The sequence below is a fragment of the Ruegeria sp. ANG-S4 genome (assembly GCF_000814005.1).
Taxonomy (GTDB): domain Bacteria; phylum Pseudomonadota; class Alphaproteobacteria; order Rhodobacterales; family Rhodobacteraceae; genus Ruegeria.
On record NZ_JWLK01000006.1, the window covers coordinates 94,632 to 107,103 of the forward strand.

Consider the following 12,472-nt stretch of genomic DNA (forward strand, 5'->3'; position numbering starts at 1 on the left):
GCGGGGAAACGGGCATGACGGCACGAGTTCAGGCAGATGAGGGCCACCGACTCACAGATCGAGCCTTACGCCTCAAGTGCACATTTGACACGTTCAGTCAGGTGGAAGGAACGCCGCTACAATCAAATCGGCGGCGGATCCACTCAGCGCCATAGGAATGTCGTGCATTATGGCAAGTCTTGTAAGAGCTTGCAGGTCAACGTCACTACCGTGGGGCGCTGTTGGGTCAGCCAAAAAGATCACCGCATCCAGCTCGCCCGTTGCGACAAGAGCCCCAAGTTGTTGGTCGCCACCCTTGGAACCGCGTTGCAAGCGCCGGACGTTCAATTCCGGGCAAGTGTCCTTCACAAGGGCGCCGGTCCCGCCGGTGCAAATCAAACTGTGCCCGGCCAGGGCCTTCCGATGCCTTAGAACCCAGGCGCGCAGATGGGATTTGCGGTCATTATGCGCAACCAACGCCAGTCTTCGTGGGGCGCTGGAAAGTGCCTGAGCATCGGCGGTAATTGCCAAAAGGGATCTGATTTGGTCAATGAAGCTCGCGCCTGATTTAAATGCGCCCGAGAATGCAGCGGTGCCGACTGTAAAGGCCTGCGCGCCGGATTCCGCGACCGTGCGTATGCGATCTTCGCTGTCGATGCTGCCGGCGACGACTATCGGCTTGGTCACTGCTTGCGCCACCTGCCGCATAAGCGTGGGGACGTCGCCGGAAAAACGGTAGGCCAGCAAATCCAACCCGTGAACATACTCCAGATCGGCCAGTCTTCGAGCTGACGCAACGATGTCGTCAACCGAGCCCTCTAGTACGCTGGGATGCCCGGTTATCTGACCCGGAAATGGAAAGTAACGAAGCGGGTGATCGCGGGTGATTTCCGTAACCTCTGCGGCCCGCGTGCCGCCTAACAGGCAATCAACATCCAAATCAACCGCCGCGCGGGCCGACGCAATTTCGCTTTCTTTATCCAGACTGACGACTTCGAGGTATGAGCGACCACCAGCATTCCGAATGGATTTCGCCAAACCGTGCAGATCCTCGAATGGCAAACCCACATCTTTGAAACCAATGTGGCGTGCTCCGGCTTCCAGTGCGTCTTCCAGCCGAGCCGACGCATCTGGAATGGTAAGGTCATTTTCGGTCAGCATCAGTATGAAGTTGAAAGCCATGATTTATTCCCGTTTTGATGCTGCGACTTCCGGCGCGGATACCCAATCCTCGGTCGCTCGCACAATTTCCAGATGGGGCCGCCCTTGCGAAGAGCGCGCCAAAGCCAAGACATGGCCCAGCGCCTGACCAACTGTCAAACCTGCAGCAATCATTGCGGCGAATGCGTCACCTGTACCATGCGGAACATCCGGAAATTGGCGCGTTTGGTAATGTGATACCTTTGGCCCATCCAGAGACAGTATGCCAGTTTCATTCGGCCCATATGGCGCTGATGTAACGTGCACTTTGTCGACGCCCAGGGTTTTTGCGGCCTGTACTGCGTCATCAAGACTCTGGCATTTCCGCCCTGAAAGCCATTCGAGTTCAAAAAGGTTAGGGGTGGTCACATTAGCAAGTGGTAATAGCTTGTCGCGCACGGCTGTCGCAACATCCTCAGGAACGTAAAGGCCATCGGGGTGGTCGCCCAGAATGGGATCAACGACGACTCGTATGTCGTTTGCTTCCGCTTTGGCGCGGCTGACGAGGTCGACGGCCGCGTCAACGTGCGCGGCGCTCGGCATATAACCTACCAGAACTGCCGAGTGATCAGCCAACCAGTCGTTGGCGTAAAGCGCTTCTGTCATTCTGAATATCTGTTCGGCCTCTATCGGCGCTTGTGCAACATCAGGCCAACCGGGGTGGTTTGAAAGAACCACGGTAGGAACAGCCGTGACATTTACACCCAGCTTTTGGCACACGGGTTGGCCTGCGGACAGTCCAACGTGTCCAATTGCAACGTAGCTCGACAGGATCAGGACGCGTGACAACGTACACTCTCCATAAGGTCCGGTGTCGGTTGACACCGTGCAGGTTTGGCGGCTTTGACCAGTAGAAACCGCATCAAGCAGCATCCCCAGGCATGGGTGGCTCAACCTAACAGGCGTTCCGATATTTCGCGCTCTGTCATCAGGTCTGCATTCTTCTGTTCCATATCGAACAAATTTGCCTTGTGAGGCGCCAAAGCCCGGTCACCGACGCAATCAGAAGCGACGATTGTCTTAAAGTTGTAGCTCATTGAATCGACTACGGTCGCCCTTACGCAACCCGACGTCGTGCATCCTGCAACGATGACGGTGTCAACGCTTTGCCCGATCAGCCAAGCTGACAAGTTGGTTCCAAAAAAGGCTGATGGCTGAAGTTTTCTTACGATATAGTCGCCCGGATGCGGCGCAAGTTGATCGACTATCTGGCTGCTATGTGCCGTTTCAGTCAGTTTTGCCAAGTTTGGCGCCTTTAGGCAGAATACACCAGTATCAGATTGGTCATCTGCATATACGACGCGCGTGTAGGCGATAGGGATTTCCGCTGTTCTAGCCGTACGGATAAGGTTTACCGATTTATTGATGGCTTCCTGAATGTTCCCTCCACCAAACTGATCCGGATCGGCAAACCCATTCACAAAATCGACCACGACAAGTGCGGGTCTTTCGCCAAATCCGCTTTTGCGGCCATATCCTTGGCGTTCATAGACTTCGAGCTCAGAGTTTTCTTGGGTCACGTTGCTCCTCCATCAGTCTTTACGCCGGCGGCATTCTGAAATTACGAAACCAGAGATCTTCGTTTGCCACTTTCACCTGTGCAAAGCGAGGTTCCGGCGTATTTGCAGGTCAATTGATCGCCGCCAACTGTAACTTGGCTGACCATAACATTGCACAAGTTTGCTTGCCATTGTGACGGCCCATAGGACGTGTTGATTGTAGCGATCGCTACACGCCGATCATCGCCAATGCGCCTCCAAAAAATGCGCCTGGGATCTGCCCTATGATCAATACCCCGACTATTGCGCGGTTGGGGAAGTACACCCAGCCGCAGCCCGTTCTAACGATCCTCGTACTACTTCGAGGCCGAAGCGAGCGCCGCCCCGATTCCCACAAATGCGCCACCGGTGATCCTGTTGAACCATTGTCCGGTTCTGGCAAGCCAAGGAGAAATGCGTTGCGCGAACCCTGCGAGCAAAAGTTCGTAAACGATCTCGACAAGGACGAATGTCCCGCCAAATACAGCAAGTTGCAGCATGAAGGGCGACCCGGCGACCATGAACTGCGGTAGGAACGCGGCAAAAAATAGCAGTCCTTTCGGGTTGGAAACGGCCACCAGAAATCCCTGCTGGAACATCTTGTATGACCCAAGATCATTCGCCTTCGTCAAGCTGGTCGCAGAACCGAAATCAGGCGGTGCAGAGCGCCAGACGCGGATGCCAAGATAGATGAGATAGGCCGCACCTATCCATTTTGCGATAAGGAAAGCGCGTTCCGATGCGGCGAGGAGCGTGCCAAACCCGGCCAACGAAACTGCGATCAACAGGAAGAACCCGAGCGCGCCACCCAACACGGTGGAGACAGTCGGGCGAAAGCCATAAAAGGCGCCATGTGTCAGGGACAACAACCCATTGGGACCTGGGGTCAGAGACAATCCGACCGCAGCGGCCAAATAGACAAGCCATAGGTCGAACGTCATTTATTTCTCCAAAGGTGATGCAAGCGCGATACGAGCTAAACAGGTATTGTGTGCGCGATACAAGCCGTGTGTTTCGAAGAGAAATGGGAACAAGGCAATACCAATTTCACGATCCGCAGCGTCCGTTCACCCCTATCGTCATCGGAAAGACGGCCCCATTAACTTGGTGCCGGAGTGCCGCGCAAGTCTCGGCTAAAAGCCGACCTCCAAAATTGTGCTTTTCCTCTTGACCCCTCACGCCCCCTCGCTTACATCGCCTCTCACTCGTGGCGGAGTAGCTCAGTTGGTTAGAGCAGCGGAATCATAATCCGCGTGTCGGGGGTTCAAGTCCCTCCTCCGCTACCAAAATCCCGCATGAAATGCCTTAAAACAAAGGGCCTTTCAAAGGTGACCGGGGCCAGAACCCCATATAGACCCCCACATATTCCGCGTATGAATGGTATTCAAGGTTCGCCATTGCCACTGTCGGTGATCTGACTTGCCTTCGAGATTGCTATTTCATTGAGGAAACCGGAACTACGCGGCAAATTGGAACCACGAATACCCAATTTTGAGAAACCAGAAATGAGACTTGAGTGGAAGCATCCACGGTGTGTCGCCTGCCTAGGTTCAGAGGAACTGAGCCTTGAGCATGTGATACCAGACAGCCTCGGAGGTATCCTCACCTCCCGCTTCCTCTGTAGTGAGTGCAACAGTCAATTTGGCTCCACATTCGAAGCTAAGGCTCGCCTCGCTCCAGAACTTCGCAAAGCTGCATCAGGGCTTGGGCCAGACCTCACCCATTTGAAAGAACAACTCGAGCGCGGCACCGAGTACCAAAGTCAATTTGACGATCAATCATCAAAGTCGAAAGTCCGAAAAGATGGCAAGGCAGGTGTGTTTGGCTTGAACGAACCGGTCGCGATGGCCGTCGCTCCACTTGGTGCGCTTGCTGATGAAAGCCTTTGCAATGGTCTCGAATAGATCATTGGCCACCAACTGCTCACGCACCTTTTCGCGGGCTTCCTCGCGGACTGGGTCCTTGCCGTCTTCAAGGATGCTCCTCTGCTCCAGAGCGCGCTCACGCGCGTCTCTCAAGGTTGTCGCAGGGTACGTGCCCAGCGTCATTTCCTTGGCCTTACCGTGTGCGCGATAGCGCAGAACCCACGTCTTGCTTCCCTTCGGATGGACGATCAGTGTCAGGCCGTTCCCATCGGCCATCTTGATCTTCTTCGCGCCCGGTTTGGCTGCTTTGATCTTCGGGTCTGTTAATTTACTCATGTGCATATACCATCATCACCGGCCCCACATTCACCCCCACAATTGGAGATGATGCAGCACCCAAGTTTCCTTGGGGCTCCGGCAACCATGGATCAGAAAAACCCAGTAACAAAACGCTGTTACGTATGCTTCAGGTCAAACACATGAGAAATTTGATAGGCTCCTCCGCTACCAAGTCTTCCCGACATCAGAAAACTGGCTAAGAAATACGAGTTTTTTGCGGGTCCGATCCGCCGGCAACATTTCACAGTTCCTGACGCCGGGTTTGGTTCGTCTTTAGACAGCGCGTCAATACCCACGTGAGTCTCCGACGGGGATATGATTGGTGCAATGTCTCTTTGATGAAAAAAACAATACTCCGATCATTCTTCAGGTGTGAATTCGCCACATAGCGATTTCGCCAGTCGGCCAACCCGTGCATCGTGGCCTTCGCTGTAGGAAAGAACATAGTTGAGCTTTGAATACGCGGCCTCGACCGTCATATCGCGTCCGTCGACCACTCCGTTATCGCGCAGAATCGCGCCCGCTGCGTATGTGCCAAGTGCCATGCCACCTTCGGGGCATTGGCTGACGGCGACAACCGGGACGCGGCGATTGGAACAAACCCGTAATGCACGTTTCAAACCGGCAGTGGCAGGTGCCGTTCCCGATCCGTAGCATCGTAGCACCATGCCATCGAGGGTTTCGGCCGCGTGTTCCAAAAGTCCGTCCGGCACCCCCGGCGCCATTGCCAGAACGGCGACTTTATGTGCGCCGACTGCCCGCCGTATCAACTCTGGGCCGCGTTGACATGGGGGGATATCGCACGGGTCTGCCGCAAAGGCATCCAGTGCGCGAGAGTGGGACTTGCGGACGCGCGCGCCATGCAGCAGCTTGCCTGCGAACTGCACCCAGACGCCGGGTGGTGCCGTTTCGGCTGCGGTAAGGGCATCGCCCAGGTTTTGCGCGCCGTCAGTACCCTCCACGGTCAATGGCAACATGGACCCGGTCAATATGATGGGCTTTTTCAGCCCCTCGAGCGCAAAACACAATGCACCGGCGGTATAGGCCAGCGTGTCGGTTCCATGCGTCACGATGAAGGCCTGATACCGGTCGTGGCTCTTCTCGATTGTGGCCGCGATCCTGTCCCAATCGGCGGGCGATGCGTTCGCACTGTCGATCAGCGGTGTCAGGGCATGAACATCAATCCGAGAAGGGTAAATCGAAGCCGTCGAAAGCCGCTGAACAAAGTCTTCGACAACTCCGTCGTGCGGCGTGAACCCCGCCTGTGTTTTCACCATACCAATGGTGCCACCGGTATGGATCAGCAAAATCGCCATGTTGCCCCAACCAATTGAACTGTCGCCCGCGATCGCATCTAGCACATATCTTTGCGCTGAAACCAAGGCCGTGTTCATCGTATTTCGTGAGGTGGGTTCCTTGAGAGGTCTCTCGGAAAACCTCGGCACAAATGCGCGGCAAGCGGGCCGTTCGAGACGCGTTGCATCAAAGCCGTTTCCAAATGACCTCGGTATCGCCCAGAGAAACCAGCCGGGAATCCTGCGCGTGCGTTTCGTTCAAAGGTGCGACCAGATACGCGCCCGTCTTCATCTGGCTTACAAGCCGCTTTTCATAGTCCGCCTGGGCCCGGGCATCCGAAAAGGGCCGATGGCTGAAAACAACATCATAGGGGCTGTAATCCAACGTGCGCGCATCGTCCTGCCAGACACTGTCCCCTAAATTGAAGGATGAACGGGCCACATCGATATACGGCTGGACCACGTCAATTCCCTCGATCGTCGACCAAAGTAAAAGCCCGCCGTTTTGCAGGATGAACAGGTTTCGACCGGGGCCGCATCCAACTTCCATCAACCGAACCGGTCGGTATCGGAATTGTCCGTGGGCATAGTCCGGGTCCGCTGCCAGCATGCTGTCCAACTCGACCATAACTTGCAGGAAATCTCTCAGGTCGTAACCGATGTAAGAGAAAGAGGTTGGGTCGAGTTCGGCGTCCTCGATCGCTTCCGCGACTTCAGGATGTTCCAACGCTGCTGTTTCCAATGCAACGAAAACACGAGACAGCGCCTGAATACTAAGCTCTGACGTCAATAGTGCCTTGGAGATTTGTGAAAGGGCTTCGGTCTCGTAGGTCAGCAGGTATTTCGCTTCACTGACATAGTCAACAAAGCGCGGGTCTTCGGTTTCGGCCACAGATTTTCACCCTGATGCTATTTTGCGTGTTTTTGCATTTCTTTGAGCGACTCTGCCATGACCTTGCGCTCTTTCTTCATTATTTTCAAAGACAGCTCTGCCGATTTGATTTGCACATCCAGCTTTTTGAGCGCCTTTTGCGCCGCCGCAATGCCGGAATCGGGCTTGGTTTCGGCAGTTTTTGCAGCTTTTTCGCCCTCTTTGAGCGCCATGGCCATTTGCTTGTTGTCCTGTTCGATTTTTCCAGCTGCCTTCGCCGCGCTAGCGACGCTTTTTGCCATTTTCTTGGCCGCAGCCAAGAGCTTTTTTGTGGGCATGGACATCAGGATCTCCTGTGCGAATCGTTGAAGGATACAACTTTAAGGATCAGCCTAGCACCCGAAGTCACTGGCTCCATTAAATTCAGAAAAAGCAATATAAATGCGCGGATTCAGGCGCATGCCAATTTTTGATTTGGTTGTGTGTCCCACGTTACAGACCGCGACTGCCGAATCGATCATATTGGGTTCAGTTAAAGAGTTGGCGCTCATGTTGTGTTGCGAGCGCGGATTTTTCACTGTCCTCCCTGTTCCTGGAGCGCGCTTATAACAAGCGCGCTCTTTTTTTTGGCGGGTGCGACCACTTGGTTTTTTTGTCGCCATCTCTTGCCTTCGATGTCTGGGATGCATCCGCCGTGCGCGTAGACGCTCGGGAAAACCCGCTTCCAACCCGTTTGGCACTCAGATTCAGTGGCCACCGCTCGATTCATGGTTAACAGAAATTAATGGGAAACTGGGATGCGCTTAACGCTTCGTCGGTATCCATTTTTCATTCAGTCTCAGGATCAAATGCACGTTCGCTGGGCTCTCGGGCTTCATCGGTTCGTATAGGCAAGGGGAATGCAATGCACAGAGGTCGACGGTTTGCACTCACTTTCAGTGCTGCGCTTGCACTGGCATCGACTGGGTACGCGGAAGAAGCCTTAATCGGTTGCGGCACAACGGATCTGTTGCACAGCAACACCTCTATCAAGTTCGTCGGCGCAAATCCTTTGCAGGCCGAAGTTGGTGATCGGCGAATTCTGCACTGGTATCTGGAGGATTTAACCGGCCTTTATGTGGGGTCGTTTGACGTGGTGACGACAGTGATGGGCGGAACATCCGATATGGGTCACTACGTCAGAGTAGACGGGTCTTTCACCCTGCCCAACGGGAACATCTTTGTCGCAACGACCACGACACTTAATGACGCGACCGACACGATGAGTTCGGGCAATGCGCAAGAGGTGATCGATTGGGCGGTGATCGGGGGAACGGGCGACTTCTCGGAAGCAAGCGGCGTGGTTTCGATTGTGGTGCCCGAAAAGGGCGTCAACCACCTTGAAAACCGCCCGATCACGTTGAGCATCACCTGTTAGCGGTTGGTTTGCCCCCATGTTTCGCAGGGGTCAGCCAAGCGGTTTTCGCGAACCGCGCGCGCAGTCACCAATGCAAACCAACCGGGTTGATCCCGATCACGCAGGTCAGTGCAATTTTCTGCGTGACTGCATTCCGGTCAGGCTGAAAGCGGCAAATATGATCGCTGCGACGCAGACAATTGAAGGTCCTGCAGGTGTGTCGAATACATAAGCCGCCCTTAATCCGGCCAATGAGGACACGGCCCCGATCAGGGCAGCGATAACCGCCATGGATTCCGGGGATCGCGCAAGGCTGCGCGCCGCGGCCGCGGGGATAATCAACATGGCCGCAATCAATAGTACTCCAACGACTTTTATCGCGACAGCGACAGTGACGGACAGCGCCAGCGTCAGGATCAGTTGCTCGCGCTTGGGGTTGAAACCGCTGGCATAGGCCAGATCTTCGTTCAGCGTGGCCGTCAACAACTCGGACCATCGCCAGGTGATCAGCGCAACGACAAGCGCCGCCCCGCCCCAGATCACCAACAGATCAGACCGTGAAACCGCCAGGATGTCGCCAAACAGATAAGCCATCAGATCAATGCGGACACCCGACAGGAACGAAACGGCCACAAGCCCAAACGCGAGGGCGGAATGTGCCAGAACGCCCAACAGCGTGTCCATTGCGTATCCGCGCCCGGACAAAAACGTCACCGTCAGGGCCATGATCAGGGCCACAGCCAACGCGCCGGCAAAGATTGAAACCTGAAACGTAAGGGACAGGGCAATTCCAAGGATCGCCGCGTGGGCGGTCGCATCCCCGAAATAGGCCATGCGCCGCCAAACGACGAAACACCCAAGGGGTGCTGCGGCAAACGCGACACCCACACCAGCAAGGGTCGCCCGGGTCATGAAATCGTCAAACATTATTCCGCGGCTTTTTGAGAGTGGTCGTGATGGTGGTGATCATGATCATGTCGGTAAAGTGCAAGAGCCCCTCCGGTTCCGGTTCCGAACAGGGCCCGATACTCCGGGGCCGATGCCACAACGGCGGGCGAGCCCTGGCAACAGACATGACCGTTCAAACAGATCACGCGGTCCGAGGCGCTCATGACAACATGCAGTTCGTGGCTAATCATTAGGATCGCGCAATGGGTTTCGGTTCTTACGGTTTCGATTTGGCGATAAAACGCCGCCGAGCCGGGCTGGTCCAAGCCCTGCGTCGCCTCGTCCAGAAGCAGAATTTCGGGCTTGTTGATCAAGGCCCGCGCCAAAAGAACGCGCTGAAACTGACCACCGGATAATTGTGACATCTGGCGCTTTGACAGATCCGGCACTCCGGCTGCCTCCAGCGCCTCCGCACAGCTCTGCCGGGTTGCGCGGTGGGTCAATCGCAAGAAACGTTCGACAGAGATAGGCAGTGTCGGATCGATGTGCAGTTTTTGCGGAACATACCCGATCCGCAATCCCGGCTTTAAGGTAACCCGACCGCTTGCGGGTTGAACCGCACCTATGATGGCGCGCAGCAGACTGGTTTTGCCGGATCCGTTGGGACCGACAATCGTCAGGATCTCACCCGGTTCGACAGTCATATCGATATGGCGCAGGACAGTATTGGCACCGTATCGCACGCCGAGGTCTTCAACGGTTACGAGCGCCATGCTTTACGCCTTTGCGGTGCAATCGGGGCAAACACCTTCGGCTTCGACCACAGTTCGCTCAATCTCAAACCCCACGGCGCGCGCGGCGGCCCCAAGCGCACCCTTGGCTGGCGTGGATTGCGCTTCGGCGACTGCGTCGCAGACGCGGCATATCATGAACGCGGGGGAATGGCTGGCACCCGGATGAGCGCAGGCGACAAACGCGTTCAAACGCTCAATTTTGTGTACAAACCCGTTTTCGACCAGGAAATCGAGTGCGCGGTACGCCACAGGTGGTTGCGAACCGAAACCTTCCGCCCGCAATCGGTCCAGGATCGCATAAGCCCCAAGCGCACGGTGTTCTTGAAGCAAGATCTCAAGCACCTTGCGCCGAACCGGCGTCAGGCGCAAACTCTGCTGCTTACACCGCGCTTCGGCTGTCGCCAGCCCCGTTTCAACGCAGTTTTTGTGGTCATGATTCCGGAACCCCACAGGAGCAGGCTCGCTGGTGGCCGCAGGATGAGTGTCGCTTGTCATGTTATTTCATATCATGTATGTCGCTCGCACTGTTATAAAATCACACAGAGGGTCTGATGTCCAGAAAGCTTGTCCCACTATCGATCACTGCTGCATTGCTGGGCGGAACCGCCATGGCGGACGCGCCGAATGTCGCCGTTGACATCGCCCCCGTGCACTCGCTTGTGGCCCGTGTCATGGAAGGTGTCGGCACGCCGGATCTGATCATTCCGGCCGGTGCTTCACCGCATGAATACAACCTGCGCCCCTCCGAAGCGTCGGCGCTGCAAGAGGCGGATGTGTTGTTCTGGATCGGTGAAGACCTGACGCCCTGGCTGGAGGGAGCCGTCGAAACGCTCTCTGACGGCGCAACGGTCACCACATTGCTAGAGTCGGACGGCACGGTGCTGCTCGATTTCCGTGAAAATGCCCTGTTCGAGGCGCATGACCACGGGGATCACGATGATCATGGACATGACGACCACGGCCATGGGCATGGCGAACATGCCTTCGAATGGGCGGGGCTGTTTGACCTGAAAGCGGGCGACTACGTTTGGTCGTTTGCAAAGGTAGATGGCGATTATGCTGATCCCGCGATGAAAATGGTCGTTCTTTCGGCCGATGATATCGAAGCGGTTGAAGAGACCGCCGAAGAGCTGTTGGAAAGTGAGGCTTCTGAAGCGAAAGCCGATGGTGAGGTTCTAGGTGCGAACAACGTGGCCTACGCGTTAAACTTCAGCCCGGAACAAGACAGAACCCTGTTCACGGTCAGCATTGCCGAAGACGGAAAGTACGCGTTCTTCACCGAACACATGCCATTTGAATTCGAAGCGGATGAGCACTTCTTCAAAGATGCCGATGGCGCGGATGTCGAGCCTGTCGCCCAAGAGCCCGATGTCGATCACCATGATCACGATCACGGAAGTGAAGAACATGCAGGGCATGATGACCACGATCATGCCAAAGACGATGACCATGCGCATGACGATCACGGGCACGATGACCACGCCCATGATGACGACCATGCAGGTCATGACGACCACGCGGGGCATGACGATCATGACGACCACGCGGGGCATGACGATCATGAAGGACACGCGCATGGCGAACACGACCCCCATGCCTGGTTGTCACCGGCAAACGCTGAAATCTGGCTGAACGTGATTGCCGCACAGCTGTCATCGGTCGACCCTGACAATGCGGGGGCCTATTTTGCCAATGCCTCTGCCGCGCGTGAAGAAATGGCCGCGCTTTCGGCTGAAATCGCCGAGACGCTGGAACCCGTCCGGGGCGGCAGCTTCATCGTATTCCACGACGCCTACCAGTACTTTGAGGACGCCTTTGAATTCCCAGCATCGGGTGCTATTTCGATTGGTGATGCCTCAGACCCCAGCCCGGCTCGGATAGCTGATATTCAAGACCGCATTCGTGGCGAGGGGGTCGATTGCGTTCTGACTGAACCGCAATTCAACCCCGGTATTGTCAAGACTGTCTTGGATGGGACCGAGGCGAATACCGGCGTGATCGACCCGCTGGGTGCCGAGCTTGAGCCAGGTGCCAACCTGTATCCTCAGATCATTCGGAACATCGCGGCAACCTTGAAAGACTGCCTCTGAGACAGATGTAACTGTTCGCCGCCTGACTTCTTTGGGGTCAGGCGGTGCGCCGTCCATTGATCACCAAGAAACCGCGCTTTGAACACCTTAGTACCGCCAATGGAAACGACAAGGCGTGGGTCAGTCAAGCCCGGGACTGGGCTTTTGCAGCTGCACGGCGCATCGGGCTGGAATGTTTTCTTAAGGTGACCGGGGTGGCCTCCTCCTGAAACACCCC

General features: G+C 55.8%; 12 protein-coding genes, 1 tRNA gene and 3 pseudogenes. 5 read left to right on the top strand and 11 right to left on the bottom strand.

Features of this window, described 5'->3' with window-relative positions; translation table 11 throughout:
• Window positions 1-93 precede the first annotated feature (93 nt).
• From RA28_RS18280 to RA28_RS18295, 4 genes are all read right to left on the bottom strand, one after another.
• A complete protein-coding gene (locus tag RA28_RS18280) occupies window positions 94-1,161 on the bottom strand; it encodes a methylglyoxal synthase (protein WP_039532001.1) in 1,068 nt (355 codons plus the stop codon).
• Window positions 1,162-1,164: 3 nt separating this feature from the next.
• Entirely contained in the window at window positions 1,165-1,968 is an 804-nt protein-coding gene (locus RA28_RS18285) for a PfkB family carbohydrate kinase (RefSeq protein ID WP_193747427.1), read from the bottom strand.
• A 101-nt stretch (window positions 1,969-2,069) separates the two neighbouring features.
• On the bottom strand, window positions 2,070-2,699 hold the full coding sequence (locus RA28_RS18290) for an isochorismatase family protein (RefSeq protein WP_039532003.1): 630 nt from the start codon (window positions 2,697-2,699) through the stop codon (window positions 2,070-2,072).
• Window positions 2,700-3,034: 335 nt separating this feature from the next.
• Complete coding sequence (locus tag RA28_RS18295; protein WP_039532004.1) at window positions 3,035-3,658, bottom strand: LysE family transporter; 624 nt, start codon at window positions 3,656-3,658, stop codon at window positions 3,035-3,037.
• Between the two features lie 268 nt (window positions 3,659-3,926).
• Between RA28_RS18295 and RA28_RS18300 the strand changes: the two genes are divergently transcribed.
• Together RA28_RS18300 and RA28_RS23155 are read left to right on the top strand one after the other, a co-directional pair.
• Window positions 3,927-4,003 (top strand) — tRNA-Met (locus tag RA28_RS18300).
• A gap of 219 nt (window positions 4,004-4,222) precedes the next feature.
• Window positions 4,223-4,372: pseudogene (locus RA28_RS23155) on the top strand (HNH endonuclease); the annotation flags it as partial.
• Window positions 4,373-4,498: 126 nt separating this feature from the next.
• Here RA28_RS23155 and RA28_RS18305 read toward each other — a convergent pair.
• The 4 genes from RA28_RS18305 to RA28_RS18320 form a co-directional block, all read right to left on the bottom strand.
• Window positions 4,499-4,918 carry an Arm DNA-binding domain-containing protein gene (locus RA28_RS18305; protein ID WP_193747428.1) on the bottom strand — a complete coding sequence of 140 codons (420 nt, stop codon included), beginning with the start codon at window positions 4,916-4,918 and terminating at the stop codon, window positions 4,499-4,501.
• A gap of 362 nt (window positions 4,919-5,280) precedes the next feature.
• Window positions 5,281-6,282 carry an asparaginase gene (locus tag RA28_RS18310; RefSeq protein ID WP_241481165.1) on the bottom strand — a complete coding sequence of 334 codons (1,002 nt, stop codon included), beginning with the start codon at window positions 6,280-6,282 and terminating at the stop codon, window positions 5,281-5,283.
• 121 nt (window positions 6,283-6,403) lie between these two features.
• Complete coding sequence (locus RA28_RS18315) at window positions 6,404-7,108, bottom strand: class I SAM-dependent methyltransferase (RefSeq protein WP_039532007.1); 705 nt, start codon at window positions 7,106-7,108, stop codon at window positions 6,404-6,406.
• A gap of 17 nt (window positions 7,109-7,125) precedes the next feature.
• The gene (locus RA28_RS18320; RefSeq protein ID WP_152612107.1) at window positions 7,126-7,407 is read right to left on the bottom strand and encodes a hypothetical protein; all 282 of its coding nucleotides are present in this window, start codon (window positions 7,405-7,407) and stop codon (window positions 7,126-7,128) included.
• Between the two features lie 584 nt (window positions 7,408-7,991).
• Here RA28_RS18320 and RA28_RS18330 point away from each other — a divergent pair.
• Entirely contained in the window at window positions 7,992-8,504 is a 513-nt protein-coding gene (locus RA28_RS18330) for a hypothetical protein (protein ID WP_039532012.1), read from the top strand.
• Window positions 8,505-8,609: 105 nt separating this feature from the next.
• Here RA28_RS18330 and RA28_RS18335 read toward each other — a convergent pair whose 3' ends face one another.
• The 3 genes from RA28_RS18335 to RA28_RS18345 are packed head-to-tail and all read right to left on the bottom strand — an operon-like array spanning window position 8,610 to window position 10,660.
• Window positions 8,610-9,410 carry an iron chelate uptake ABC transporter family permease subunit gene (locus RA28_RS18335; RefSeq protein WP_039532014.1) on the bottom strand — a complete coding sequence of 267 codons (801 nt, stop codon included), beginning with the start codon at window positions 9,408-9,410 and terminating at the stop codon, window positions 8,610-8,612.
• Window positions 9,410-10,144: a metal ABC transporter ATP-binding protein gene (locus tag RA28_RS18340; RefSeq protein WP_039532016.1), complete on the bottom strand. Its 735-nt coding sequence runs from the start codon at window positions 10,142-10,144 to the stop codon at window positions 9,410-9,412. The genes RA28_RS18335 and RA28_RS18340 overlap by 1 nt, the downstream gene beginning before the upstream one ends.
• A 3-nt stretch (window positions 10,145-10,147) precedes the next feature.
• Window positions 10,148-10,660, bottom strand: coding sequence for a Fur family transcriptional regulator (locus RA28_RS18345; RefSeq protein ID WP_039532017.1), 513 nt, complete (start codon window positions 10,658-10,660; stop codon window positions 10,148-10,150).
• Between the two features lie 56 nt (window positions 10,661-10,716).
• On the opposite strand from RA28_RS18345, the pseudogene RA28_RS23160 reads away from it, so the two are divergent.
• Together RA28_RS23160 and RA28_RS23165 are read left to right on the top strand one after the other, a co-directional pair.
• A pseudogene (locus tag RA28_RS23160) lies at window positions 10,717-11,148 on the top strand (metal ABC transporter solute-binding protein, Zn/Mn family); the annotation flags it as partial.
• Between the two features lie 393 nt (window positions 11,149-11,541).
• Window positions 11,542-12,255 (top strand): annotated as a pseudogene (locus tag RA28_RS23165) (zinc ABC transporter substrate-binding protein); the annotation flags it as partial.
• Between the last annotated feature and the right edge of the window lie 217 nt (window positions 12,256-12,472).

Bases quoted from the DNA above. Each gene is read 5' to 3' on its own strand.
- RA28_RS18280 (WP_039532001.1), bottom strand. From the start codon at position 1,161: ATGGCTTTCAACTTCATACTGATGCTGACCGAAAATGACCTTACCATT.
- RA28_RS18295 (WP_039532004.1), bottom strand. From the start codon at position 3,658: ATGACGTTCGACCTATGGCTTGTCTATTTGGCCGCTGCGGTCGGATTG.
- RA28_RS18305 (WP_193747428.1), bottom strand. From the start codon at position 4,918: ATGAGTAAATTAACAGACCCGAAGATCAAAGCAGCCAAACCGGGCGCG.
- RA28_RS18330 (WP_039532012.1), top strand. From the start codon at position 7,992: ATGCACAGAGGTCGACGGTTTGCACTCACTTTCAGTGCTGCGCTTGCA.
- RA28_RS18335 (WP_039532014.1), bottom strand. From the start codon at position 9,410: ATGTTTGACGATTTCATGACCCGGGCGACCCTTGCTGGTGTGGGTGTC.
- RA28_RS18340 (WP_039532016.1), bottom strand. From the start codon at position 10,144: ATGGCGCTCGTAACCGTTGAAGACCTCGGCGTGCGATACGGTGCCAAT.
- RA28_RS18345 (WP_039532017.1), bottom strand. From the start codon at position 10,660: ATGACAAGCGACACTCATCCTGCGGCCACCAGCGAGCCTGCTCCTGTG.